General features: G+C 49.7%; 27 protein-coding genes and 1 pseudogene. 14 read left to right on the top strand and 14 right to left on the bottom strand.

What is annotated here, in order from left to right; translation table 11 throughout:
• The first annotated feature begins 17 nt into the window (after positions 1-17).
• Both PJI16_17125 and PJI16_17120 read left to right on the top strand, forming a co-directional pair.
• Positions 18-872, top strand: coding sequence for a transglutaminase family protein (locus PJI16_17125; GenBank protein ID MDT3779289.1), 855 nt, complete (start codon positions 18-20; stop codon positions 870-872).
• Positions 873-991: 119 nt separating this feature from the next.
• Complete coding sequence (locus PJI16_17120) at positions 992-1,459, top strand: YaiI/YqxD family protein (GenBank protein MDT3779288.1); 468 nt, start codon at positions 992-994, stop codon at positions 1,457-1,459.
• Positions 1,460-1,730: 271 nt separating this feature from the next.
• Here PJI16_17120 and PJI16_17115 read toward each other — a convergent pair whose 3' ends face one another.
• Complete coding sequence (locus PJI16_17115; protein ID MDT3779287.1) at positions 1,731-2,744, bottom strand: hypothetical protein; 1,014 nt, start codon at positions 2,742-2,744, stop codon at positions 1,731-1,733.
• 23 nt (positions 2,745-2,767) lie between these two features.
• A complete protein-coding gene (locus PJI16_17110) occupies positions 2,768-4,021 on the bottom strand; it encodes a hypothetical protein (protein MDT3779286.1) in 1,254 nt (417 codons plus the stop codon).
• A gap of 892 nt (positions 4,022-4,913) precedes the next feature.
• Between PJI16_17110 and PJI16_17105 the strand changes: the two are divergent.
• Positions 4,914-5,018 (top strand): annotated as a pseudogene (locus tag PJI16_17105) (YaiI/YqxD family protein).
• Positions 5,019-5,460: 442 nt separating this feature from the next.
• Complete coding sequence (locus PJI16_17100) at positions 5,461-6,831, top strand: carbohydrate porin (GenBank protein ID MDT3779285.1); 1,371 nt, start codon at positions 5,461-5,463, stop codon at positions 6,829-6,831.
• Between the two features lie 5 nt (positions 6,832-6,836).
• Here the strand turns inward: PJI16_17100 and PJI16_17095 are convergent, their stop codons facing one another.
• The gene (locus tag PJI16_17095; GenBank protein ID MDT3779284.1) at positions 6,837-7,310 is read right to left on the bottom strand and encodes a DUF4112 domain-containing protein; all 474 of its coding nucleotides are present in this window, start codon (positions 7,308-7,310) and stop codon (positions 6,837-6,839) included.
• A gap of 553 nt (positions 7,311-7,863) precedes the next feature.
• Positions 7,864-10,041, bottom strand: a complete 2,178-nt coding sequence (locus PJI16_17090; GenBank protein MDT3779283.1) for an FG-GAP-like repeat-containing protein — start codon at positions 10,039-10,041, stop codon at positions 7,864-7,866.
• 557 nt (positions 10,042-10,598) lie between these two features.
• On the opposite strand from PJI16_17090, the gene PJI16_17085 reads away from it, so the two are divergent.
• Positions 10,599-11,087 (top strand): YchJ family protein, encoded by a 489-nt coding sequence (locus PJI16_17085; GenBank protein MDT3779282.1) that lies wholly within the window; start codon positions 10,599-10,601, stop codon positions 11,085-11,087.
• A 121-nt stretch (positions 11,088-11,208) separates the two neighbouring features.
• Here PJI16_17085 and PJI16_17080 read toward each other — a convergent pair whose 3' ends face one another.
• On the bottom strand, positions 11,209-11,601 hold the full coding sequence (locus PJI16_17080) for a hypothetical protein (protein ID MDT3779281.1): 393 nt from the start codon (positions 11,599-11,601) through the stop codon (positions 11,209-11,211).
• Positions 11,602-11,919: 318 nt separating this feature from the next.
• Here PJI16_17080 and PJI16_17075 point away from each other — a divergent pair, with 318 nt between their 5' ends.
• The 9 genes from PJI16_17075 (at position 11,920) to PJI16_17035 (ending at position 18,344) form a co-directional block, all read left to right on the top strand.
• Complete coding sequence (locus PJI16_17075) at positions 11,920-12,276, top strand: YajD family HNH nuclease (protein MDT3779280.1); 357 nt, start codon at positions 11,920-11,922, stop codon at positions 12,274-12,276.
• A gap of 76 nt (positions 12,277-12,352) precedes the next feature.
• Entirely contained in the window at positions 12,353-12,769 is a 417-nt protein-coding gene (locus PJI16_17070) for a hypothetical protein (protein ID MDT3779279.1), read from the top strand.
• 277 nt (positions 12,770-13,046) lie between these two features.
• Complete coding sequence (locus PJI16_17065; protein ID MDT3779278.1) at positions 13,047-13,328, top strand: peptidylprolyl isomerase; 282 nt, start codon at positions 13,047-13,049, stop codon at positions 13,326-13,328.
• A gap of 246 nt (positions 13,329-13,574) precedes the next feature.
• Positions 13,575-15,209 (top strand): phosphoenolpyruvate mutase, encoded by a 1,635-nt coding sequence (gene aepX / locus PJI16_17060; protein ID MDT3779277.1) that lies wholly within the window; start codon positions 13,575-13,577, stop codon positions 15,207-15,209.
• A 75-nt stretch (positions 15,210-15,284) separates the two neighbouring features.
• Entirely contained in the window at positions 15,285-15,488 is a 204-nt protein-coding gene (locus PJI16_17055) for a hypothetical protein (protein MDT3779276.1), read from the top strand.
• Positions 15,489-15,494: 6 nt separating this feature from the next.
• Positions 15,495-15,782, top strand: a complete 288-nt coding sequence (locus PJI16_17050; GenBank protein ID MDT3779275.1) for a type II toxin-antitoxin system mRNA interferase toxin, RelE/StbE family — start codon at positions 15,495-15,497, stop codon at positions 15,780-15,782.
• Positions 15,779-16,108 (top strand): hypothetical protein, encoded by a 330-nt coding sequence (locus PJI16_17045; protein MDT3779274.1) that lies wholly within the window; start codon positions 15,779-15,781, stop codon positions 16,106-16,108. Before PJI16_17050 ends, PJI16_17045 begins: the two co-directional genes overlap by 4 nt.
• Positions 16,109-16,262: 154 nt before the next feature.
• A complete protein-coding gene (locus tag PJI16_17040; protein ID MDT3779273.1) occupies positions 16,263-17,105 on the top strand; it encodes a hypothetical protein in 843 nt (280 codons plus the stop codon).
• A 486-nt stretch (positions 17,106-17,591) separates the two neighbouring features.
• The gene (locus PJI16_17035; protein MDT3779272.1) at positions 17,592-18,344 is read left to right on the top strand and encodes an SDR family oxidoreductase; all 753 of its coding nucleotides are present in this window, start codon (positions 17,592-17,594) and stop codon (positions 18,342-18,344) included.
• Between the two features lie 95 nt (positions 18,345-18,439).
• Here PJI16_17035 and PJI16_17030 read toward each other — a convergent pair whose 3' ends face one another.
• The 9 genes from PJI16_17030 to PJI16_16990 all read right to left on the bottom strand — a co-directional run bounded on the left by PJI16_17030 (position 18,440) and on the right by PJI16_16990 (position 26,535).
• Complete coding sequence (locus PJI16_17030) at positions 18,440-19,591, bottom strand: cupin domain-containing protein (GenBank protein ID MDT3779271.1); 1,152 nt, start codon at positions 19,589-19,591, stop codon at positions 18,440-18,442.
• Positions 19,592-20,210: 619 nt separating this feature from the next.
• Positions 20,211-20,675: a GNAT family N-acetyltransferase gene (locus PJI16_17025; GenBank protein ID MDT3779270.1), complete on the bottom strand. Its 465-nt coding sequence runs from the start codon at positions 20,673-20,675 to the stop codon at positions 20,211-20,213.
• A 93-nt stretch (positions 20,676-20,768) separates the two neighbouring features.
• Complete coding sequence (locus PJI16_17020) at positions 20,769-22,016, bottom strand: DUF1015 family protein (protein ID MDT3779269.1); 1,248 nt, start codon at positions 22,014-22,016, stop codon at positions 20,769-20,771.
• 185 nt (positions 22,017-22,201) lie between these two features.
• Complete coding sequence (locus PJI16_17015) at positions 22,202-22,957, bottom strand: cytochrome c biogenesis protein CcdA (protein MDT3779268.1); 756 nt, start codon at positions 22,955-22,957, stop codon at positions 22,202-22,204.
• A 48-nt stretch (positions 22,958-23,005) separates the two neighbouring features.
• Positions 23,006-23,575 carry a TlpA disulfide reductase family protein gene (locus tag PJI16_17010; GenBank protein ID MDT3779267.1) on the bottom strand — a complete coding sequence of 190 codons (570 nt, stop codon included), beginning with the start codon at positions 23,573-23,575 and terminating at the stop codon, positions 23,006-23,008.
• Between the two features lie 33 nt (positions 23,576-23,608).
• Positions 23,609-24,085, bottom strand: a complete 477-nt coding sequence (locus tag PJI16_17005) for a DsrE family protein (protein ID MDT3779266.1) — start codon at positions 24,083-24,085, stop codon at positions 23,609-23,611.
• A 66-nt stretch (positions 24,086-24,151) separates the two neighbouring features.
• Positions 24,152-24,400, bottom strand: a complete 249-nt coding sequence (locus tag PJI16_17000) for a hypothetical protein (GenBank protein ID MDT3779265.1) — start codon at positions 24,398-24,400, stop codon at positions 24,152-24,154.
• 46 nt (positions 24,401-24,446) lie between these two features.
• Positions 24,447-25,106 (bottom strand): response regulator transcription factor, encoded by a 660-nt coding sequence (locus PJI16_16995; protein MDT3779264.1) that lies wholly within the window; start codon positions 25,104-25,106, stop codon positions 24,447-24,449.
• Positions 25,093-26,535 (bottom strand): sensor histidine kinase, encoded by a 1,443-nt coding sequence (locus tag PJI16_16990; protein ID MDT3779263.1) that lies wholly within the window; start codon positions 26,533-26,535, stop codon positions 25,093-25,095. Before PJI16_16990 ends, PJI16_16995 begins: the two co-directional genes overlap by 14 nt.
• Between the last annotated feature and the right edge of the window lie 15 nt (positions 26,536-26,550).

Below are 26,550 nucleotides of genomic sequence, written 5' to 3'. Positions count from 1 at the left end.
GCAGAATAGGATGCCGGATGCAGCGCTATAAAATTCTTCATCGGACGTATTATAATTTTTCGGGTGCGGTGACACTTGGACCGCATCATTTGCGTTTGCGTCCGAGAGAAGACTATGACCTGCACATTGAGTCGTTAAATTTGAAGCTCACACCGCCTGCGACCCTGCTCTGGCATCGGGATGTAGAAGGCAATTCGGTGGCCACTGCCACCTTCGATAGTCCTGCTAATCAACTTGTGGTTGAGAGCGAAGTCATGATCCAGCAATTCAATGAGGCTCCACTCGACTTTCTCGTCGCCGACTACGCTGTCGCTTACCCGTTTACCTATCAACCCGATGACCGGATCATGCTGCTGCCCTACATGGCATATCCCGAGCAAAACACCAAAGATCGACTGACTGAATGGATGGCGAACTTTTGGAAACCGGAAGAACCGATTCAGACGTACACGCTCCTGCAGCGCCTTGGCACCCACATCAACCAAACCCTATCCTATCGAGTACGGGAAGAACCTGGCGTTCAAACGGTGGGGCAGACACTGGAATACGGCACCGGCTCATGCCGGGACTTTGCCTTGCTCTTTATGGAAGCGGCGCGGTGCTTAGGTCTCGCTGCGCGCTTTGTCAGCGGGTATCTCCACGCACCACCATCAGCAACCGATTATGGCGCCACCCATGCCTGGGCCGAGGTCTACCTGCCAGGGGCTGGGTGGAAGGGGTTTGATCCCACTGGTGGAACCATGGCCGGAACCGATCATATTGCCGTGGCCGTCGCAAGATTGCCCGAATCCGTTCCGCCCATCGAGGGATCGTTCGTTGGCCCTCCAGGTTCAACTCTTCATGTCGGCGTCTGGGTCACGAAGTGTGAATAAATGGACGACTCCGGTGCTTGTGAGGCAAAATCGCTCTTCCTTTTCTCCCAATCCAGACGGACGTTTTAAACATCCAAAGATAGCGGTTCTTTTTCACTCCTAAACCACAAAGGTCGACCATGCCAATCTGGGTTGATGCCGATGCCTGCCCCAAGGTGATTAAAGAAATATTATTTCGTGCGGCGGACCGGACAGCGGTGCTGGTGACACTTGTCGCCAATCGCCTCCTGTATACCCCGCCATCTCCCTATATTTCGGCCATCCAAGTCGCCGATGGATTTGATGTGGCGGATTCCGAAATCGTCAAACGACTTGAGGCCGGCGACCTGGTGATCACCGCCGATATTCCGCTTGCCGCCGAGGTGATTGCCAAAGGTGGGCATGCGCTTGATCCGCGTGGGGAAATGCATTCACCCGACACGATTCAAGCCCGTCTCATGATGAGGGATTTTATGGATACACTTCGAGCCAGTGGAGTTGACACAGGCGGGCCGTCGTCCTTAAGCCAGAGGGACCGGCAATTATTCGCCAAACACCTCGACTACTATTTAACGAACCTTGTTAAACAGGAGAAAGAGAAGGACTAGGGACCACTATATAGTCTTATTAGGAAACTGAATGTCGGCTCCGGCTTTGGAAAGACTTTCGCAAAATCCATTATTTGGAATCCTTGCGTTGAAGGCGGAGCCTGTTGCTCCTATAACGGTCAGAGATGACTGTAAAATAGTCAATGCAAAGAATAATCTAACCACAGAAAATTCTAAGACTTTAATTTACCAAGGTTCTCCAAAATCATCCTTCGTCGGCCTTTCTATCTGCATTAAAATGTGCATAGGAAGAACGTTGGATTTAACTTTCCTAGAAATCGAATCCTGCACCAATACTAAACAATAGAAAGACGTCGCCTACCTCTCCATCTTTCCCAGTAAGGTTAAAGCCGACTCCAAAGTTTAAAATATCCCTCCAGAATCCAAACAATATTGCGGGCTCGACAGCCAATTCTTCTTTGGAATCTGACTTCGTGATATAGATGGTGGGAGTTACAGAAATTATGGGAGCCGCTAGCCGTGAGGATAGACTGAAATTCTCGGCCCGACAATCCTGCTTTATATAAGAGACAGGGACCAATTTTTTGCCAGTTTGAGAGTCGTCATGTAGATGGGCATAAGTTGTCTCTCCTATTTTTTGTTTAAGCTTATCGCTAGGGTCAAAAGAGACATGGTCGAAGAGGCGAAAGGCAGCACCAACACCAATTCCAGTATTAAAGCCCGCCTTCTTTGTCGCGAAATTATACTTAATCATTTGCGCAGAAACGGCTTGCCCTACTGACCACTCTGCATCCCGCCCGAATGAAAAAATACTAGGCAAGTCTCCTCGCAATGAGTCCCGATCTCGCTTTATACATTTCGCGACGTTGTCTTGGCTTTCGGCGCCAAGAAAGAGTAATTCTCCATATGGGCCAAATATAGGTTTGCCAGCACCATCCGTCCCTTCTGCTCGAATCCACCAAGTGCCTGAAGCGTCTGAAATTTGTAATTTATATTGACATATAACGGAATTATCTTCAGGCTTACACTCAGCCTCATCGGGCGTAACCCTTTGGGTTATTTTGAGGTCACCCTTACTGTCTTCAACATACAAATAATAATTTTTCAAGTCGGGGCTTTTTAGCTTTGTCCACTTGAACATGACCGGTTTTCCTCCGATTTCTGGCATATCACTTATTGGTGAAGAGGGACTAATGGGCATAACCTGAGCCAGCTGAATATTCCCGCTCTGAAGGGGAGGCTTTGCAAATCCTGGAGATGACCAAACCATAAATACCAGAACACTCCAGAAACAGATGCAGTTACGAACAGAGGCCCTTTTCATAACTTTCCTTTTCTGTTTTGTGGTTATGGCTTTTCAGTCCAACATCTTCCTTCATTTTGATGGGTAGGATTCAAACAACCGTCGTCCCAGAATTTAAATTTATCCCCAAAACCCGCATGGTGCACGGGATCATATTCACCACCAATGTTGAACACTTTCAGATAGATTTGCCCTCGAATATCACGTGGTGTTTCTTGCACGGTTTTCATAAGATTTGTGAATTTTCCAACCGTACGGTCCTCTGCCGTCAAAGGATTCGACAGAAAGGCATCAACCCAAACTAGTAAGGAGCCACGGGGCCCTGGATCCCATTCAAATTCCTTCAATAAAGGAAATGGAACAACGGTGCTGTCTTGTGCCTCCGATTTGTTATGTAGCATCAAATTATAAAACTTAGTGTGCCCGTCCATCCTGAGATAGGGCCAAATGCTTCCTCGATAGTCCTGAATGGTTGATGCGGCTGCCAAATAGACAATCTTTGAGACAGAGATATTAGGGGCCTCTATTTTGATTCTTTCCCCGAATTCTCTGATTAATTGGTTCAGAACTATCGTTCCTGCGCTATGGCCCACGAGCGTAATCCTGTATTTTTTCGGTTCATCCTTGAGTTTTTCAATGAGTTCATTCAAAAAGAGGGACAGTCCACCCTGCGCGTCAAGGTATGTCAGATCTTCAAGAGTTCCGGAATTAAGTATCTTCTCTCGATGATATTGTCTTACCTTTGAGTTGAACTCCGATTCCTCTTGGGTATGAAAGAGCATCTGCGTTCGTCGTTGCATGTTGGACCATGCGCTTGTCCCGAACGCATCGATAAACGGCACAGAAGCCAGCTTTGTGGGTAGGGTGAGGAAGTACGTAAAAGTGGACCATAAAGTCTTCAACCCTGAAGATTCTGTTATTTGATCCAAGGAGGAAACTGTTATGTTGTTGCCTTGATCGCCCTTTGCTTCTGTAATGAGATCCCTCAACATTTGATGTTCGGTGGCTGCACTATGAAATATACTACCCTGGAAATCATTGCTAAATAACTCAGCCCAAGCTACCGGGGCTCTGGCAAGACTTCGAGCAATATCTATAACGAAGACAGTAGGGGCGAGTAACGTTTGCCAATGGAGAAAGTCGTACCTGGTTCCCTGTCTGACATTGACTAAGTGTTCTCCATAACTCGACCAAAGTGATGACTTCCAGTTAATGAAAACAGGATAGTACCCCCCTTCACACAAAATCTTAGGGAAGAGGCTTGCTGCTCGTTCAAGGCTTCCGTTTTGGGTGTTCAAGCCTCCGTGGACAAAGATTAAAATTTCATATTCATCCGTGGCTGAAGGGTAGCCTATGGGTATGCCTGGTTCATATCCTGCATTTTCACAAAATTCCTTATTGGATTGAAAAGATCTGAGTTCCTCAATTTTACGGGTAATTCTTTTCTTGCCGTCGTCGTGATTCAGAGCAGAATAGTTAAAATTGCAATTTCTTGATTCAGGCTGACACTTGTCATGTTCACCTATATCGATTAACTCTCCTTTTTCGTCTAACATGACGACGTGATTAGGAAGACGAGCGTCCCCTGCCACATTCAGCGTACAACTTGTCATCGTGACAAGTAGAAAAATTAAAAGAGGTACCAATTGCGGAAAGTGCAATAGATCCGTTGACCACCTTATTACCCTCGGAGTTTTCCGTCTATTCATAGTCCCTTCCTTGGCCCCTAAATGGGAGACTCTGGGTTTCACTCGATCCCATGATGTGTCACGTGTTCTTCCCGCCCTTTGGACTTATGTATTTCGCCACAATCGCATTCAAAATTCTTCATTGTTTCTTTAGCTATTACGGATTGGAAACTTGTTGAAAAAAGCTGCAAAGGTAAGGCCAAGGCATTGAATTTGAGTTGGGTTTTTTATGCAGGAATTTCATAAGAAAAGCGAATACCTTATGGTGAAGGCTTCTTTAGTATGCAGCCTGCTGTCGAGACGCTGTATCTAATCGGATACGACGGTGTATCAATTTGGATAACTTTTTTAGTTTTGAGGAAAACGGGAATTTGAAAAGCATGCCGATTCGTTTTGGAGAATCGCTGAAAAGAATAGATCTAGTTTAAACAAATCAAGTATGGAAGATTCCAATTTATAAAAAGGGATAGGGTGGGACCACGTTCTTTTTAAGGCTTATCGGCGGGATTTCATGGATACGCTTCGAGCCAGCGAGGTTGATACGGGTGGACCGTCTGCCCTGAATCAACGGAACCGAGATTTAATCACCAAACACCTGGATCACTAATCTCACGAAACTGGGTAAACAGAAGAATGGGAAGGGATAGCGCTTGGGAAAAGGAAACCGGTATCGGGCCATACAGGATTTAACACCTTTTTTCTGCAATGCAGCCTGATTGATCGCAATGAAAGAACAATGTCTCGCTCATTGACATAAGGAAGGTGCTTGCTAGGCTTGTTGCTTGCAAAACTGTTCTTCCCAACAATAGTCAACGAACTCATTGCACCCAAAGGCATGAATTTGCACCGGGAAATACCTATCATGATCTGACTTTCAGGGACACACTCGCCTCTGACGAACATGCGCATTGGAAAGAAGTGCTTTATCTAGCCGTAAGAAATGGATGAAAGCAATCCATGGTATGAGCCAAAAGTTGTAACCCTCAGAAGGAGGCGGCTTCCCCGGCTACAATCCTTGTCCCAGGAAGATGGGAGTATCATTCCACAGAATGAAATTCAGTCGATCTAGAAAAATTCTCCTCCTTCTTTCTGGGCTATTTCTATTGGTACTGTTGATTCCCCTGTTAGCCCATTCTGAAGAAAGTCGGGCGGTTGAGCAAATGGAAAAGATCATCGAAAAACCAAAGGCTGTCCGAAAAAGTTTAAAGGATCAGGGGCTCCTCCTGGAAGCCACCAATACCATGGATATCCTCTCCAATGTTTCCGGCGGCATTCATCGAAAGACCGCTCTCGCCGGGGATCTGGATCTTTTGCTCACCGTCGATATAAAAAAATTAATGCCTAATTGGAGGGGCACGGTTTTTCTGTATGGCTTGGGCTTATATGGGGGCGATCCAAGCAAAAATGTCGGTGACATCCAAGGCGTGAGCAACATTGCGGCACCAAATACATGGAAACTGTTTGAAGCCTGGTATCAGCATAATCTTTTTGAGCGCTTTTCTCTGCTTGCCGGCCTGTATGATATCACCTCCGAATTTGATGTCATCGTCTCCGCGTCGACACTTTTCCTGAATAGCTCCTTCGGGACCGGAGCGGAACTTGGAGCTGGTGGAAGAAACAACCTGTCCACCTTTCCTGCGACCTCTCTGGGAATCAGGACGCAAGCCATCCTCACCGATTCGCTCATGGTTCGCGCCGTGGTTGCCGATGGCGTACCGGGGGATCCCAATGATGCTCGAGGCACTCACGTTCGCTTAAGAAAAGATGATGGCCTGTTCGGTTCCATGGAATTGGCATATTACAAATACAGCACGGCTGATTTAACACAAACAAAGGAAAAAACTGTTGAAGAGCTCCCTCGGCGCCTGACCTTCCGCCGGATTGGAAGATCCGCTCCTCTCGTCTATGAAGCAAAAGTTGCTCTCGGATTCTGGGGATACACTACTTCTGTGGATCAACTTAACAAGGTCAATAGTTCGGGAAAACCTGTGACGCAAGATGGCACCTTCGGCATATATGGGTTAGCGGAATATGATGTGTTTCATGAAAAGGACGACAACGATCAGGGACTGACTCTCTTTGGTCGAGCCGGAATGGCTGATCCCAATGTGAACCGCATTGCCCAGTATTATGGCGGCGGGTTCATTTATAAGGGATTAATCCCGGAACGAACCATTGATCGAACCGCGATTGGATTGGCCGCGGCAGTGAATAGCCATGAATATAAACAGTCTCAACGGCGGGCAGGACGAACGGTTGAGAGTACGGAGATCACGTTGGAATTGACACATTCCATCTTTGTGAATCAAAACCTCGTCATTCAACCGGATTTTCAATACGTCATTAATCCCGGAACGGTTCCCGGCAGGAATAACGCTCTGGTATTGGGAATGCGGCTTGAGGTCAATCTCAATAATTAGAATGTTTATTGTATTCCCTGTAAAAATTCCCAGACATGTCTGAGAAGCCAGATAATCCCCACGACCGTACCCACGACCACGAAAGCGATTCCTAACAAAAGGCTCACCACGAAAGCCCAATCCCCCACAGTTGAGAGACGGCGATCCCTAGCGGAATATCGCTCCAACAGGTCAAGGTTTCTGACATTACTTTTAAACCAGATAGAAAACAGATCACCGAGAATGGGAATAGCCCCGATCATGCCGTTGATCGCAATATTGAGACTCATGCGGATCAAGACGATTTTGGGAAGCTGCGATTGAGCAGCCACGATAAGAATGAATGCCCCGGCGACACTCACGATGGCATCACCCACATAAGGAATCAGACCAATGATGGGATCCAAGCCAATCCGGATTGAAGTCCCCGGAATCGAATAACGCCGATCCAGCAAGTCCGCCAGAAACTTGGCAATTTCATTTTTTCGGGAATGTGGCACAATAAGGCTTTTGCTCCTTTTATTCCTGCAAGATTACATTTGCTCATCCTATGAGGAAGATTCGGATTGATTTTCATTTCAACAGATTGGACGCCGGAATGTCATAGACGGATAAGCTGCCAAAATGAAAGAAATATCTAGACAATGATTCGCAAAATGGGATAGGTCCTGTCCTTTCCCCCATGATTGAACCCGACAGATTATGGAACATCATTTCGCAAAGCTGTTCCTACCGGATAAAGGTGATGTTGCCACCTCTCAAAATATGAGTTTAATTTTTTACATTTTTTCACAATTGTTGGCATCATTTTGCCATGGACAACCTGATTCTTTGGATACGATGCTCTTCCATAGTTGGACAAAGGAAGGGGGCTGGTCTTTGGCAAAACCAGGCCCCCGTTGCACTTCCACATCATGGTCGACCATTCGTATTTCTATTGTTCCAAGTGGGATTCCTCCAGCAGGCCCCAGTTAGTTAAGAAACCTCCTTTCACCGGTCTTTAGCCAGTCCTATAACTTTATTTGCTCCTTGGGGCATTGGTTGAGTTCATTCCTATTGAATCTCCCAACTCGGAGAGGTGGTGCCTGGAGAACCTGTTGAACCAACCGTAACTCCATTCATCAGCCATATTTCGACCTCACCTGAATTGGTATTGAACCAGGTAATATCGTCTTTCCCGCTACCATCCCGATCACTAACCTGGGCAATCTCCCATTCCAAGACCTTACCCGCCAAGGAACCCGTGTTCCCAATGGTGAGTCCATTCATCAACCAGAAAGCCAGCGCACCGCTGCCGGTATTGCGCCAGATCAAATCAGCTGTCCCGTTACCATCGACATCCCCCACCCCGGCTACCTCAAAGGCCAAAATCGCACTACCTGGGACTCCGATCGACTGGACCGTAAGCCCGTTCATTAACCATATGGCCACCGCCCCGCTGGTACTATTCCACCAGATAATATCGGTTTTGCGATCGGCATTGACATCACCCAATCCGACAATCTTCCACACACCCGGGACACCGCCGAGGGATTTGGATGAAGCAATGGTTGCTCCATTCATCAGCCACACGACGACCACCGTGCTATTGGTGTTTTGCCAAATGAGGTCTGCCGTGCCATTCCCATCCACATCTCCAATTTGCTCAAGCACCCAACCAGTGGGGACGGTGCCCGGGAAGCCGACTGAGGTGATGATATGCCCATTCATTAACCACACGGCAACCGTGCCACTGGTGCTATTGCGCCAAATGACATCAGCCTTGCCATCGGCATTTACATCGCCGATACCGACAATTTCCCAAACCGCAGAAACTCCTCCTGGAAAACGTGGGGAAGCAATGGTCGTCCCATTCATCAACCAAATGGCCGTCGCCCCGGTAATCGTATGGCGCCACACGATGTCCGCCTTGCCATCCCCATCCAAATCAAAGTCCGTCGTGCGGTTATGAATGAAAATATCCCGGAGTCCATTCGTGTCACCAGGGACAAGATTGGTTGAATCGGAAAACAATCCGACTATCCGACCATCCTGACTGATGGCAGGATTACAACTAAAGTCATTGCCTTGCACCCCACCAGTCGTCACACTCATCCTGGTGGTGGTGTTGGTCTGACGATCATGCACAAACACATCACCTTCGCCATTGGTATCGCCAGGAACGAGATTCGTGGCAAAAGAAAGAAATGCGACAAATCGTCCATCCCCGCTGATGGTCCCCTCTGAACTCTCTCCACCCCCTTGGAGACCACCACTTGCCACACTCACGCGCGTGGTCGTGGTTGTTTGACGGTCATGGACAAACACATCCCCCACTCCATTGGTATCGCCAGCGACCAGATTCGTCGCATCCGACTGAAATGTCACATAGCGACCATCCGCACTCAATTCGGCATCCACACTCGCACCATCTACCTGTCCTCCGCCTGTGGCGACACTCACACGCGTCGTCACCCCGGTTTGTCGATCGTGAACAAACATATCTCGCACACCATTGGTGTCCCCAGGGACCAGATTCGTCGCATCGGATTCAAACGCAACCAAGCGACCATTCGCACTGAGAAATCCCGCTCGACTGGTATTATTCCCCTGGATGGCACCTGTGGCCACACTCACGCGGGTGGTCGCCCCTGTTTGCCGATCATGAACGAACACATCCAAGACTCTATTGGTGTCCCCCGGCACCAAGTTAGTCGCAAAGGAGTGGAACGCCACGAATCTGCCGTCAGCACTCAAGGATGGAGTGAAACTATTGTTATTGGACTGGCCCCCGCCCGTCGCCACACTAACCCGGCTCGTCATGCCCGTCTGCCGATCGTGGACGAACACATCAATAGCCCCATTGGTATCTCCCGGGACAAGGTTCGTGGCGGCCGATCGAAATGCCACATAACGTCCATTGGCACTGATGGCGGGGTCAAGGCTCTCGCCATTGGCCTGGTTTCCGCCCGTCGCCACACTTATGCGCGTGTTTTGTTGGGTTTGCCGATCGTACACGAATATATCCCGTACCCCATTGGTATCACCGGGCACCAGATTGGTTGCGGAGGAATAGTAGGAAACCAGTCTGCCATTCTCATTAAGGTCTGGACGAAAACTCGTATTATTGGCCTGTAGATTTCCAGAGCTGACACTGACCCGGACCGTCTCCGCCCCATAGCTCAGTGTTGCAATGAATGCGAGCATCAGGATGATTATGCACGCAAGGAGCATTCGGTTGTACATTTTCATGTTCGTTCCTCCGGAGCCCATGAATGAATTTTGGGATAAAGCCAATCATGAAATTATTACTGCTGCGAATGACCAAGTGCAGCCTGCTCAAATTCCTATGCCACTTCATCGTTTTCACTCAACGCTACTTTCCATACGGAGCTACGTCATAAGATGTGCAAAAAGCCTAACTCAACTGACAAATAACTTCCACACATTTCCCATTTCCCTCATCGGGCTTTCGGCCCAATCATAATCCTACACTTTATTAATAGAGAGAAATGACCGGTCTGCAGGCACCAAGGGCTATTGAGCCGGTTGCCCGCCAAAAAATCCATGCTCGCCATCTGGGTGGGTACGGGATATTTTTCCATATCCCCCGAGCATGGCTTACCCCATATAGATAGACCAGCGATTCAGAGGGGGGGGGCGAGCAGAGATAGGGCGTGGGAAGACAGCTCACCGGACCCACCCATACTTTTCGAGAAAAATTATATGCGGAGCATTTTGACTTTTCCGGCACTCCCGACGTACAAGATTCCATCACCATTTGCATGCACTTAGAAAAGGAGTCGCATATGCAGTGTCCGTGTCAGAGTGGAAAGACCTTTAAGCAATGCTGTGATCCTTTCATCACCGGAGTGAAACAGGCCGAAACGGCCGAGCAACTCATGCGGGCCAGATATTCGGCCTATACCCAAGTCCAGATGGATTTTATTGAAAAGACTCATGACCCCAAAACCAAACACGACATCGACCTTGAAGCCAATCGCAAGTGGGCGGAAACAACGAAGTGGGCGGGGTTAGAAATTCTCGCAACGCAACAGGGTGGACTAAACGATGAAACGGGCCTCGTCGAATTCAAGGCCACATTTGAAACAGAGGAAGGCCCTCAAATCCATCATGAACTCGCCGAGTTTCGGAAACATGAGGGAACCTGGTATTTCTCCGACGGCAAAAGTCCTGGAGTTCGAACGGTCGTTCGTACCGAGGCCAAGATTGGACGGAACGATCCGTGCCCCTGCGGCAGCGGGAAAAAGTATAAAAAATGCTGTGGGAATGCCTGAATTAGGAGAGGATTCGATATCGCGCTGCACTGTTTTATTTTATGAGGAACCCATTTCCCCAGCCGCCGACTGGCCGACTCCGGGCCAGGTGGGTGACGGGCCTCCCCTTAGGTCGAAAATATTATGAAGTCTTCGCCGCACCCTGCCATAGCATATCGTAGCCAAGTTCTTTCGTCTCAGAACACATCGTAGCCAAAGCAGCGAATGTCTTATTGAACAGTTCATCGGCATGAGATTTCTCGTGATCCTCAAATGAACTCCAATAGGTCACAATCGCGTAATGGTCATCTGCGGTTTTTGATTCGCTAAGGGACCCTTCCTCAGAAACGAACCCGGAAAACTTGAACACCTGCCCGGCGATGAAGCCCCCTTTATCACCGCCATAGTTTTCCTTGACGACCATGCACATTTCTCCCACGGCCAACTCCACCTGATCGAAGGTAATGCCGGGCTTCAGCTTGACGGTGTTGAACAACATTTTCGCCCCAAAGGGAAGCGTAATAGGACCAAACATGACACCCTCCTGGTGAGAGCACCCGCCTCAAAGCAGGTGCCTTTAAAAGGAATGATCAGACGAATCTTCTCGGTAGAACTCATCATCATAATAGCACCAAACTCATAGTACTCGCAGACCTCACACCACACGATTCTTCCCCAAACATTTCGAAGGCTGCATTCAACGATCGTCGACACATCAGCCAGACTCAACGGTCTCCTTTCAAATTGCATTGACAAAGACCGGGAAAACTTTGAGAATCCTGGCATTGGATTTACGCGGCTATTCATCGCTGGCGACAGATCATCCACGCCATCACTTGAAAGGACGCACATCATGGGGAATGCCTACCGGGGTCGGAATAAACTGCGACGGCTTCAAAAACCCGCAGTCGACAAACCCATTGACGAACTCCTCAAAGGACTGCGACCCAAGGCTTCCTCCTCGAGCAACAGCTCCTATCGGGAACAGTCACTCAAGATTCACGGGCTCATTTGTGCCAAATGCGCCAGAGAATTTGACCTCAAGACCAGACACCTCCTCACGGTGCACCACAAGGACGGCAATCACCATAACAATCCCCCGGACGGATCGAATTGGGAAAACCTCTGCGTCTACTGCCACGATGATGAACACAGCCGGGGCATACTTGGTGATTATTTACGGAAGGCGAAAGAGGACAAGCCTAAGTGAATAAGTCTACAATCCCTTAGCACACGAAGAGCACATGCTATTGGCTTAACGAATTGATGGAGAGGTTGATAATTCTATGCTGAGGAATGAATCACTAAAAGGGATACATGGCATTTATGTGGTCGTCGAGGACTTGGGACCGGAACTGAGAGGGGTATTAAACCGAAGTGAGGTGCGAAAACGCGTGGAGGCACAACTACAAACCGCGGGTATTCGCCTTGTCAAAGAACTCGAAGCCGCCAAATTGCCCGGAGAGCCCTATTTATATGTCAATATGGCGGCCCTTCCCTTAGGTCCCAAACGCTATGCCTGTCGAATCGATCTTGAAGTCCACCAACTGGTGGCCCTTGTCCATAACTCCTCCACGGGACATGCGATTACCTGGGAACAAGGCGTCGTGACGGCGGGTGGGGTCAAAACCATTTTCAACAATTTTGATGAATTGGTTTTGGATTTCATTTGTGATTATCTGGCCATGAATCCCGACAACTAATACTATCTACTCAATCATTGCCTACTGTTCTTTCACATCCCGTGCTCTTCTCCTAAGGCTTTTTCCCCCTTTCACCGGCCTTCAGTCTCACACGTTGACCGGGCCTCGTCCATCCGACTCATTCCTGAATACCGGCACATTCGCGCTTCTACCAAAGGCTTCAGGATCCGGAGATTTCACTGGTTTCATAGATAGATTCTCATGAAATTTGACCTCGACTGGTCAATCATGGGAAAAAGGCTATTGTTCAAATTTTTAGCCTAAAAGGAGAATGCTCATGGCAAAAGCGCGTGCCCGTCACATTTTGGTTTCAACAGAAGAAGCATGCAATAACTTAAAAACACAAATTGAGAATGGAGGCGATTTTGCCGCCGCCGCTAAGGAACATTCCACCTGTCCGTCAGGCAAGCAAGGTGGAGACTTGGGCGAGTTTGGCCCCGGTCAAATGGTCAAAGAATTTGATACGGTCGTATTTAGCGGCGAACTCGGCAAAGTCCACGGCCCTGTCAAAACCCAGTTTGGCTATCATCTTCTTGAGATCACCAGCCGCACTCCATAAATCGTTCACTATCCATAGGACAAGGGCATGGTCTCGTGGCTATGCCCTTATCTTATGGCTCCACCACCCTCAATCACAGTCACAAGCTTTGGGCCCATGACTGCCCACACGTTCATGCAACAGATGCCAAGGCCAAAGGTATTCCCGCCTTCCTTCAGATCGGGAAAGGTTTGGCATCAAGATTCCCCTTGATGTAGACTCCAGTACATCATTGAGCAACCAGAAACTCTGTCACATGTACTGATTATGCCAAGCGAACACCAGCCTTCAAAATCCACGCAATTTAAAAAGCTCCTCTTGTCTCCCCAGCTTGAGTTTATCTGTGAAGCCCACAATGGGCTCAGCGCCAAGATCGTGGAAGAAGCAGGATTCCATGGCATCTGGGCGAGCGGTCTCTCCATTTCAGCTCAATTCGGCGTGCGGGATAATAACGAGGCAAGTTGGACTCAGGTCCTGGACAATCTGGAATTTATGTCTGACGCGGCTCGGATTCCGATTCTCCTTGATGGAGATACTGGCTACGGCAACTTTAATAATATGCAGCGTCTCATTCGTAAATTGGAACAGCGGCATATCGCGGCCGTGTGCATTGAAGACAAGTTGTTTCCAAAGACCAATAGTTTTCTCAAGGGTGACACGCAGCCCATGGCCGACATGGAAGAATTTTGTGGAAAAATTAAAGCCGGAAAAGATGCCCAATCAGATCCGGATTTCTGCATCATCGCCAGGGTCGAAGCGTTCATTTGCGGATGGGGACTGGCTGAAGCCTTGCGCCGGGCTGAGGCCTATCGCCAGGCCGGGGCTGATGGGATCCTGATTCACAGTGCTCTGGCGGTGCCTGAGGAAATTCTGGCATTCAAACGGGAATGGAGCAATCGATCACCCGTGGTGATTGTGCCGACAAAATACTACTCAACTCCAACCGATGTGTTCCGGCAGCATGGCTTTTCCATGGTCATTTGGGCAAACCACATGCTCCGCGCCGCCGTCGCCACCATGCAAACGACGGCCCGCGTCCTCAAGGAACAAGAAAATCTATTATCAATTGAGGATCACATTGTGCCGGTCTCAGAAATCTTTCGTCTGCAAGGTGCCGCTGAACTCATGGAAGCCGAGCAACGCTACCTTCCGAAAAGCGCCGACCGGGCTTCAGCCATCGTCCTGGCCGCCTCCCGTGGAGATGAGCTGGGGGAACTGACGGAAGACAAACCAAAAACCATGGTGAACATTCGCGGAGTTCCGATCTTATCACACATTGTGGACGCCTATAACACGGTAGGAATCAAAAACATTGCCGTTGTCCGAGGATATAAAAAAGAAGCCGTGAATCTGGTAAATCTGACCTACGTGGATAACAATGACTTTGCCACAACCGGGGAATTAAACTCGCTCTTCAAAGCGCTTCAGGTAAAAGGCAAACACGAGCAAGACATCATCATTTCCTATGGGGATGTCCTATTCAATTCCTATATCCCGCAAGCGCTTCTTCAAGAAAAAGATGACTTTGTGATTTTTGTGGACAGTGACTGGCGAGGCAAAACAAGTTATACCAGGCTTGGGGGATTTGCCGAATGCACCGCTCCAAATTCCCGAAAAGCCTTTAACGCCCAGATTCATCTCAAACAATTAGGCAGGGCAGTTCCTTCGAACATGATTCATGGCGTGTGGATGGGATTCTTTAAAGTCTCGGCTCAGGGTGTGGCGCAATTACATGAAATCCTTACCGAACTTCTTGCCGACCCGATTCACAGGAAAGCTGGAATGGCAACCCTGTTCCAGGAATTATTACGAAGAAATTATTCGATAAGGGTTCTCTATACCGTCGGGCATTGGCTGGACATTAACAGCCTGGATGATGTTGTTGAGGCCGGAAGCTTTTAATGAGGATTGGAGAACATTCTTCAATTGTGTTGAACAATAACATGCTCGGTAATTCCCACAAAGGAAGCCCTCACAATGAAACTTTCAGATCTCTCTCAGAACGAATTCAAAGAACTGGTGAATAGTATGGTGGACGACCGGCTATGTGAACTGCTGGGCGATCCGGATCTTGGCCTGGCCCTTGACGATAAGGTGCGCGCGCAGTTGAAACAGGTCTTGGAGTCCAAGGAACGGGTGACAGGAGACAACGTCGCCGAACGCCTCGGAATCCGCTGGTGACATAACATGGCCTGGTATCGTGTCAGCTATCTGCCCTCAGTTCTGGACGACCTTCAAGCAACCGACCAGAGCATGGCTCAGCGTTTGTTGGATAAGACCAAGTGGCTGGCCTCCAATGTTGCCAATCTTCGGCATGAACCTCTGCACGACGACCTCCCCGGTCTCATCCAATATGCAGTCGGTGACTGGCGCATTCTCTATTCCATCGACCGGGACGAGCAAATTGTCCACATTTATCGAATTGCGACCAGAAAAGAACTTTACGCCGGTCGCACGGCGCAGCAGCAATCATGAATCGGTCTGAACAGATCGAATACGAACTTACCAAGGCTGCCATGGGGCTCCAGGATGGGAACGATGGTTTGGCCAGAGTGTGCGCACGACGAGCCGTGGCACTGGCCTCGCAGCATTGGGCAGAGGAACGAAATCTTCCGACCTGGAAGGGAGATGCCATGCATCACCTTCGTCAGATCCAAGGAGAAAAGACTTTACCTGTATCTGTGAGAGCTGCCGCGCAACGACTCCTGACTAAAGTGACCGAACAAACTCAGTTGCCCATGACCACGGATCCCATCACCGACGCGCGCATCATTCTTGATCATCTGAATGCACAGATTTGAACCCAGGTCATCGGAAAACCACCCAGTTTCTCAAGCTTTCCTCACTCCCCTCGTCGAGCCCCTGTGTGTTGATACCATTCAACATAGTTTGCACAAGTCCCATAGGTTCATTAGGAGGTTTGGACTTCAGCTTCTGTTCCTGACGATCATTGTCATGATAGCCAACCCCAGGCTACTGATGGGAGCGGCTTCCCCCCAATTCATCATGGAAGCCCCGGAATCGTTGGAACCAGTAGCTGCCCAACTGAAAGACATCAATCCACAGTCTCTTCAGCGCATGATGGACTTTATGGGGCTCCAACACCCCGGACCACCGATTCGGGTCATATTGGCGCCAAACGGATCGCCCGTTGCACAGGAAGCGCCAGCATGGATGTCTGGTTACGCAATGGGTGGGGCCTCCACCATTGTGCTCCTCACCGACCGGAGTTTGACTTACCCGAATAATTCACTCAATGATGTCTTCTTGCATGAAATCGGCCATATCCTGGCCCATCGGGCAGCCGGAGAACACCCTCTGCCCCGGTGGTTTGATGAAGGATTAGCGATGATGACCGCACGAAGGTGGGATTTAGAAGATCGAGCCAGATTAGTCTGGGCGATGGTTTCAGACACGAAAATTTCTCTGAATGATCTCAACACCCTCTTCGTCAAAGACGAGGCCTCCGTCCGACGGGCCTATGTCCTGGCCTACGCCTTTACCTTAGACCTTCTGGAACACACAGGCCAGGATACCCCAAAACGGATTTTGGCAAAAGTTCGACAAGGCATCCCCTTTTCTGAAGCCTTTGCTCAAACCACCTTTATGACACTCAGACAAGCAGAAGAACAGTTCTGGAGCCGGCAGACGCTCTGGAGTCGCTGGATCCCGGTGGCCACCAGTTCCGGAATGGTCTGGCTCGCGATCACCCTCCTGGCCTTTTGGGCGTTTACCAGACAGCGGAAAAGGGCCGCAGCCATTAAGAGACAATGGAAAGAAGATGACTTCGATCTATGATAGGCTCTATCACGGCCCTCACATCGGTCTTCTTGATCGATTCGGCTTCGATTGAGAGATGAGAATGCAGATCTATAGGCATTTCCCTTTCTTTCCGACTGATACCGAAGGAAATTAACCATATTCTCAAGCACACTTCGTCAACGGGAATTTTTTGAATTCATGAATGTTGCCGGGTTTCGGCCCGGCAGCCCAGGTCCTTTTGTTTCGGCAAAAGGACCCAAAACCATTGACACCCCGTCCGGCCTCATAAGAGGGGACGGACGCAAACTTGGGGAGGGCGGACCAACTCGCGGGGCTCAAACAAGGTCCGCCGGTTCATGAGAGCGTCCTCCCTTTGGCCAGCCGGCAGGCGTCACCGCAGCGGCGAGGGAGATACACGGATAAAAAGAGGTCTTTGGAAAGTAATTGGAATCACTATACATTTTCAGGCAACAAAGATAGCCCGTCTTGAAATCTTCCCTACACCTTGAAAGGAACATTCCCATGGCTCAAAAACTTAAAGACAAAGCGGCCGTCGTTACCGGTGGAAACAGTGGTATTGGTTTGGCCACAGCCAAATTATTTCAGGCCGAAGGAGCAAGGGTGATCATTACGGGAAGAAGGAAAGAGGCCGTGGAAGCGGCAGTGAAAGAAATTGGAGGAGCAAGTACTGGTGTCGTATCGGATACCGGGAATCTCAATGACATCGCGGATTTATATCAACAGATACAGAAGACGGCGGGAAGGATCGATGTTCTCTTCCTCAATGCCGGCATTGCGATCTTTGGCCCATTTGACACCGTAGACGAAGCCACATTCGATAGGATGGTCAATGTCAATTTCAAAGGCCTGTTCTTCAATATTCAAAAAGCCTCCCCGCTTCTGAATGAAGGAGCGTCGATCATTATCAATTCGTCCATCGCGGATCAGAAAGGATTTCCCAATTCCAGTGTCTATGGCGCAACCAAAGCGGCCGTTCGGAATCTGGCCAGAACCTTGTCGACTGAATTTCTTGAGAGAAAAATCCGGGTCAACGCTCTTGCCCCCGGACCAATTGATACACCTATTTTTGAGAAAGTGGGCGTTCCTGCAGAAGAAGTTCCAGGCATGAAAGCAAGCTTTGGTGATCAAAACCCCATGAAACGAATGGGTACCTCAGATGAAGTCGCCAAAGCCGCGTTGTTCCTGGCATCAGATGATTCATCCTATATCACGGGAATTGACCTCACCGTGGATGGAGGTGCCACACAACTATAGTTTTCTCAAGGAATATGGCGACCAACCATGGAATCGATCAATATCTTGGCCCTGACAGGGATGATCTCTTTCAAGGAGGGGCCGGAAAGGATTTTTCAGTCAGAAAGATAGAGACTCCCATGGCTCAGCAAATCGAGGAGTAAGGAATCATGTCCTTCCGACGAGACGTATTGATCCGAACTAATCATGCGTTCGGCGCACAAGGTTTTTACCAGATCGGTCAGGAGCGATCTGCAGGTATACTGACGTCCATCAACAAATAGCCAAAGATTCTTTCCATGTTCATGGAACGCAAAGCGTGAGCCTTCATTTTTAACAAGCTTGCCTCCCTTCGCAAGATGGGTACGAACATCTTCCAAACGATGTTCCTCCGGCGGCACCTCTTCATCCTGGTATTTCGGAGAGGTCATATAACAACCAAACCATTGAGCCAGCTTGTCCTCATCCTCGACATACTGGGTAAAGATTTTCTGGACTTTCTTAACCGCCTCGAAAGTAATCTGGCCTGGATTGGCTTGAGGAGCCAGATCCGGATCCGCATAGCGAACCTCTTCGCTCAGCGCTTCTCCCACCGACTCGGAATAGTCAAGCAGGATATCCCGATGAGACGGCGCGCGAAATCCCACAGAACAGGTCATGCAATCCTCACCCACGGCAATTCCGTTATGTCCCACACGCGGGGGTATATAAAGGAGATCGCCGGGCTCCAATATCCACCGTTGCTCCGGTTTCCATTCGGACAAAATCTTGACCGGAACATCCGAACGACGAGGAGATGTTTCATCATAGATGCCACCCACTTCCCATTGCCGACGACCACTGACCTGCACTAAAAACACATCATAGTTATCATAATGCGGACCGACACCACCCTTGTCGCCGGAATAGCTGATCATCAAATCATCAACCCGCCAACTGGGAATAAAATAAAATTGCGCAAGAAGGTCAGCGGCGGCCGGCACCCAATGATCCACAGCCTGGACCAACAAGGTCCAATGCGTGTTTGACAGAGCGGAAAATGTCTCATCGGTAAACGGCCCATGAGTCAGTTCCCATTGGTCACTCATAGGATCTTGAATAATCAGCCTCGATTCGACCTCCTCCTCGCAAGCGAGACCAGCCAATTCATCAGCCGCAATCGGCGGTTTGATCCCCGGCAAGGCCTGCCGAACCAACAACGGCTTCTTCTGCCAATAATCCTTGAGAAACGTTTCAAGGGAGAGATCGCCTAAGGGATTTATTTTCATTAGCCAGCGCAAGCTATCAATTTAAACAGCAACCACAAAACTCATCTGTGGTAATCATCAATAATTTTCCTCGGAAAAGGTATCTAGGTCTTGAAGCTCTTCTAACGTTTGTATGTGCATCGCATTAAGAAGTAAGTTGGACGACTCAAAGAAAACCCTCTGCATTTCAGCAGCCTCCCGGGGCCTGGTGGTGTGGCCGAGCAGTACAGCTGACACCGGAGAAAAGGCACGCATTGCTTGAGCCCTTCGGCATGACTCAGGGTAGACTCCGCAGGTTTCCGCGACGCCTGCCGTTCGGCCCTATGGGGGGATGCTCTTTTTCTTGGCGGGCCTTGTCTGAGCCTGGCGAGTTGGCCCGCCCTCTTCCCTGCATCCGCCCAATCCAATTAGACCGAAGGTGGCGTAAATGGTTTTGGGTCCTTTTGCCGAAACAAAAGGGCCTCGGCTGCCGGGGCGAAACCCGGCGACATCGCTAATCGCTTGAACAACGTCGCTAATAGTCTAGTTGAAATGGACATCCTGGAAAGTGCTCAAGAAAATTCTGGTGCCACACTGAAATGCCTTATAAACCATAAAAAAAGATACAGGTTCCCCTAGATATGACAAACAGACAGAATATTCAACAAGATTCTTTCACCATTTCAACATGAGGGATGCCGTCTTCAAGATACACGTCCGATACCCGAAAAAACCCATATTGTTCATAGAACGCTTGCAGATACTCTTGTGCAGAAATTCGAATAGGAGTCTTAGGCCAATAAGTGGATATCTCCCGCAAAGCTGTCCGTAACAGTTGATGCCCAATCCCCTGCTTGCGGAAATCAGCCTTCACCACAAACCGCCCTAGATTCACTTCAGGATAACGCAGACCGGGGGATAGGATCCGCGCATAGGCAAGCAGTTCTCCATTTTTATTGCGGCCAGAAAGATGTTTAGTCTCCGGATGTCGATCATACTCATCCAACTCCCGATACGCACATTGTTGCTCCACCACAAACACATCCACCCGCAACTGCAATACGTCATACAACTGTTGGACAGTCAAATGCTGAAACGTCGTTGCTTCCCACTTGCTAATGGACATGGCATTAAGAAGAGCAACACGTAAAAATTTCTATAGCCTTACCGCTCCATTTTGCTCTGAGACGAAATGGTTTTTGCATGGGAAGGATGTGCACTATTCATCACGTAACATGTGGATGAACAGGCCATCGCGAAGTTTGGGTTCAAACCAGGTGCTTTTGGGGGGCATAACGCGATCCGCATCTGCCACCGCCATCAATTCCTCAACCGTAGTCGGATACAACCAGAAGGCGATAGCCCAGTCCCCACTATCCACCAACGCCGCAAGTTGTTGGGTTCCACGAATGCCGCCAACAAAATCTATGCGTGGATCGGATCGTTGATCTTTGATGCCTAACAGAGGATCCAACACCCGTTCTGTCAATTCTGAAACGGCTAGCGCACGAACCGGGTCCTGCTGACTGTATAACGAAGGATCCTGTTTGGGTTGAGCCCGATGCCACTGCCCTTCCAGATACATATCGAAACCAGCCGCAGGTGGCTCCCCTGGTCGGGCGGTCACCTGCAATTCAAAGTACGGAGCTAATTTCTCGAGCAATTCTTTGGGGTTGAGTCCATTCAAATCCCGAACCACTCGATTGTAGGGAAGGATTTGTAATTGGTCATGTGGAAAGATGACTGCCAAAAAACCTTCTTCGTGTTTTCCAGCAGGCAGTGCGCTGTCGTGGACGCGAGAAGCACGAACCCGACTGGCGGCTGCCGACCGATGATGCCCATCAGCGATATAGAGTGCAGGAAGCACTTGAAAGTCCTTGATGACTTCTTGAATGGCGGATGGATCTCGGACGCTCCAGACCGTATGCTCAATTTTGTCCTCAGCGACAAAATGCACATCCGGCTTCGTACTTGTTACCCCTGTTAGCCATTGATCAATTTTGGCCGTCTGGCGAAAAAAAAGCAGAACCGGACCCGATTGGGATTCATGGGTTTCGATAATCCGCACCCGATCGGCTTCCTTGACCGGCCGCGTATATTCGTGCTTTTTGATGATACCCCGGTCATATTCGTCGACGGACGCCAAGGCCACAATGCCGGTTTGCTCATGCTGTCCCCACTTTTGTCGGTAGATCCCTAGCAGTGGCTGTGTTTCTTGGGCCAAGACGCCATCGTTGATGAGCTTTCGGAGATTGTCAGCCCCTCGTTGATAGACCTCGGCGGAATACGGGTCGACTCCATCCCCAAGCTCAAGTTCTGCCCGGCCAATGCGAAGAAAACAATGGGGATTATCCTTCGCCAAGTCGCGTGCCTCTTGCAAAGAAACTACATCATAGGGAGGAGCCGCCACTTGACTGGCTAATTCAGATTTTGGCCTCAGGGCGCGAAACGGGGCGATTGTCGCCATACGATCATTCTCCTTATTTAAATGGATGCTTGAATGTTTTTCAAACGAACCACGGCTATTGTCCGCATAGCCGGACCTCGCGTACATCAGTCACAAGGGTAAACGATATTATTGTGGCCGAGCAACGTGTTTACGTAAATTGGCTGGAAAGGAATTGATAACCGGAGACGACGGCCGAGAATGAACTATTGACCGATATACCATCCAACACCCGAGCGCTCTAAATAGCTCGTCAAAAGAAAGAATGTATTGGTATAGAGGAGCCCGCCAACTGCCACCAGCAGCAATCCACTCATGATGGAGAGCGGCTTAATATAGGTTCGGATCTTCCGGAAATGGGTTAAGAACCGATCGAGCCATACAGCAGTGACAAGCAGTGGAAGGCCAAGCCCAAGTGAGTAGAACACGAGGAGGGCCAGTCCATCAGCAGCGGTATCCGTGGTGCCGGCATACAATAAGATAGACGCGAGTATAGGGCCCACGCAGGGAGTCCAGCCTACGGCAAAGGTGACCCCGATGAGAAAGGAACCCAGATAGCCTACCGGGCGGCTCTGGAAATGGAGACGCCTCTCTTGGGACAAGAAACCGAAATTGAACAGCCCCAACACATACAAACCAAACAGGACAATCAGCCCGCCACCGATCTTTCGCAGATAGTCCTGATAGTTGAACAGCCATTGGCCGAACAAACTGGCCGAGAGGCCAAACGCGATGAAGACGACCGAAAACCCTCCGATGAATAACAGGGAATGAACAATGATTGTCTTCCGAACCTGGTGCCGACCCGTGGGCGCTCTGAGTTGGTCAATGGAAAGTCCCGTGATATATGAGACGTAGGACGGCACCAGAGGAAGCACGCAAGGGGAAACGAATGACAAGAGCCCCGCTCCAAATGCTGCCAACAAGGTGATCTGAGAAATGTGTGTGGCGGATTCCATCATGAGCAGTTTGTCCGGGAAAAACCTGATCGTCCTCTTAGGGGTGTCTCTTTATTTCTTCAAACTATCCAGAAAATCCTGGTACTGAGGATTCCGGTTGATCCCTGCACCACGGTGGGCAAGGATCATTTCCCCATCTGCGTCCATCACCACAAATGTTGGAGTGGCATTGACACCGAAAGCCTGCGCCACCAGGTTACCCTGATCATAGGCCGTGGGATAGACAAAGGTATCAGGGTTGGATGTGACATATTCTTCCACATGGGCCAGACTGTCTGAGAAGGCAATGGTCAAGACCTGAAGCTGATCCGGCTTGTTGTCTTGATAAAATTTCGCGAGTATCGGTAATTCCATTTGGCAATACCGACACCATGGCGCCCAAAAAACAATAAGGGTCGGGCGACCATTTAAGGAAGTCTTGCTGTAAGTGTGACCATTAAATGCCTTGAGCTGAAATTCGGGAGCCGGCACGGATGGAGCGGCGGTAGCTGCCAAGACTCCGAAGAGTAGACTCAGGGTGACCATCATGAATCCGGCCACCCCGCCTCTGATTGCCCCGAACCACCGTCCCCGGCGGGAGCCGGGAAGGCTCCCACCGGATGCGGTATTTTTTTGTCTCATCGAGATACAAAATCTCATCCGCATATCATCTCCTTACGGTTTGATATACACATAACCTGCGCGTTGAAGATCGGCAATCCGCTTGACAGCTACCGGATGTTCGGTGGGTATGAACCCCGCGACTAATTTCTCCAGCGGTGTCCCATAAAGTTTCATTGAGACCTGGCACATTTCAGCCTTGATCCCTTTGTCAATCACCGTCTTCAATTTATCTTTCAACTCCTGATCGACCGTGTCACTTTCAAATAACTTCAGGGCCGGCCCATGCACAACCAGCACCAGATCAATTTTGTCCGGTCCGCCTTCGGCTTCGATGTGTTTGTTAATCAAGGCCATCGTGTATTTGGCGAGAGCCGGGTCGTTACTATCCAGGTGATACAACACCTTCACTTTGTCCTGGCCCGCTGTCTTATCTGCCAGAACCAAACCGGGGCTCAGAATAAGTCCGTATACACAAGTAAACACCAACGTCGAGAGCATCAGGAATGACTTAGGAATGAAATTCGGCATGACGGCCTCCTTTGATTGAACAGTGGATGAGAACAGGCTCCGTTTGGGAGTCTGCATCGTCTGAGGCTATTGTGTCTGAATTGAGATGAAAGCGGTAGGTGCGAACACCAGGAATCGGGTGACTATTCTTCCCGTATGCGAATAGGGGTAAATGCCCCTAATGGGGAGTGTTGAAAAATGCCGCCAGCGGCGTTTTCGCCGCCTGGCCGTGCTCACGTACTCCTCCGTACGCTCCGCCCGCCCATTCGGCTGCAGCCTTGCTGGACGAACATTTTTGAACACTCCCTCAATTTTCCCGGTGTGAATTTCAGTCATTCATATCCTGATGAACAGGCAAAATATTTGAAGTATCCAACAGCCCCTAGGGGGAAAACCGGCGGACGAACTCTGCCGCAGCTTGCGAGCGGCGGGTTACCTGCAATTTCTGGAAAATATTCTCAAGATAATGGCCGACGGTTTTATCGCTCAGGTCTAGCGCGACGGCAATTTCCTTATTGGTTTTTCCTTCGGCCACGAGTGTTAATACCTTCATTTCCTGAGGAGCCAACGTCTCTTTTTTACCGTCAGGGGAAGGGAGGGAGAGATGCTGGATCCTGGTGAGCACCCGTTCTGTGGTGGCAGGATCCAGGATGGATTTCCCCTCAGCGACTGTTTGTACCGCTCGGACTAATTCTTCTCCGCTGATTTCTTTCAACAGAAAGCCTTTGGCCCCTGCCATGATAGTAGCCATCACCGCTTGGTCGTCGGCAAAGGACGTTAAAAACAATACCCGGGTTTCAGGAGAGGCATTCCGAATCTCACGACAGGCGTCGATCCCGCTCCCGTCCGGCAGACGAACATCCATGAGCACCACATCGGGATGAAGTCGGTCGGCTTCTGAGACCGCTGCGGCCCTGGTCCCTGCTTCACCAACGACCTGAATGTTCTCTGTTTCGGTAAAGAGCGTTTTCAGACCCAGGCGAAGCACCTCATGATCATCGACCAGTAAGAGACGGATGGTGGGTATGTTACGCCCGGGCATGGCTCCCCTTCTTGGCAATCTCAAATATGACTCGAGTCCCACGGTGAGGTCTCGACCACACCTGAAAATGCGCCCCCAGACGCTTCGCGCGTACGGCCATATTTTTTAATCCGTGAACCCCCTCATACGTATTCCCAAGATCAAAGCCCAGACCATTGTCCGTCACTTCAAGACACACGGTCTTCTCCCGCCTGTGAAGGGACACCGTGCCTGACGTGGCCTGTGAATGCCGCACACTGTTGCTGATCGCTTCTTTCACCACATACAGAAGATGAGTGGCTTCCTCCGGCGTGAGCAAGGCAGCCGCCTCCTGATCGATCTGCAGGTGGAAGGGCAGGTTCTGTGATTTTTCCACGGTCTGCACAAGCGTGCGCATTTCTACTACCCATTGCTGTCCATTCAGGCATTCCGGTTCAAGACCATTAATATGTCGGCGCAGGCCTTGAATCACGAACTTGAGTTCCATCAAGACATCACTGATCCCGGTGAGGGCTTCTTTGGGATTCTGTGGAATGAGCCGTTGACACCGTTCCAGATTCAGCCTTAGCGCAAATGTCGATTGAATAACTCCGTCATGAAGATCCCGGGCCATACGTTCCCGGTCTTCCAAGACCGCCCGGAGCTGTTGTTCACTGCGACGACTGGCTTGTTCAGCCTGTTTGGTCTGGATTAATGATGTCCGTAACTCAGAGACGGTGGCCAGATACCCCCGCCCGACATACCCCAGGACTAAAAAATACGCCATCAACCGCAGGAAATGCCAAAACCACCATCGACTGCCCCAGATCACGGAATAGGTAAACATCAATTCCGCAAGGCCGAACATGAGAGCCAATGAGGCAAAAAGGAAATCTTCCGATCGACCCGAGTTTCGGTAATCCAGAAAGAAGCGAAGCGATCCGGCAAAAAACAACATGCTCGCAAAACTTTTGGGAGCAACTGCGGCTGGCGTGAATGCCCCTTCACGAACCATCACCGGTACATATTGCGGAAATCCAATCGTCCATAAGCCGAGGGCAAGGGCTCCGCCAGTCATCACCCACGGCATCCATTTAATCGTCGTATGATGTTTTCGCTTTGCAGAGAGCCACATCAGCCCGAAACCCACACCTCCCAACAAGCTTGCACTGCCCCGCAACAAGACAAATCCATTCCCCGGTATCGATAGCGCGTGAAAGGCTTCAAGAATGCCCATGCCGAGAAAACCACCTGCGATGGGATAAAACTTCTGATTGGTGTGTTCAGTGGTCCTTTGTAGCAACACAATTCCCATGGAAATGGCGGCCAATCCGCCGACCGTTTCCAATGTGGAATGGAGGGGCTCATGGGACCAGCGCAACCCTGGCCAGACACCCGGAAGGAAAATGCCCATCACCAAAGCGGCCATACCGCCCCCACCAATCATAAGATACAGGGTGAAAGGATTCATGTATTGGTTCCGCAA

The sequence above is a fragment of the Nitrospira sp. MA-1 genome (assembly GCA_032139905.1).
Taxonomy (GTDB): domain Bacteria; phylum Nitrospirota; class Nitrospiria; order Nitrospirales; family UBA8639; genus Nitrospira_E.
The sequence above is the reverse complement of the archived record's forward strand: the minus strand, read 5'-3'. Positions and strand labels throughout refer to the sequence as shown.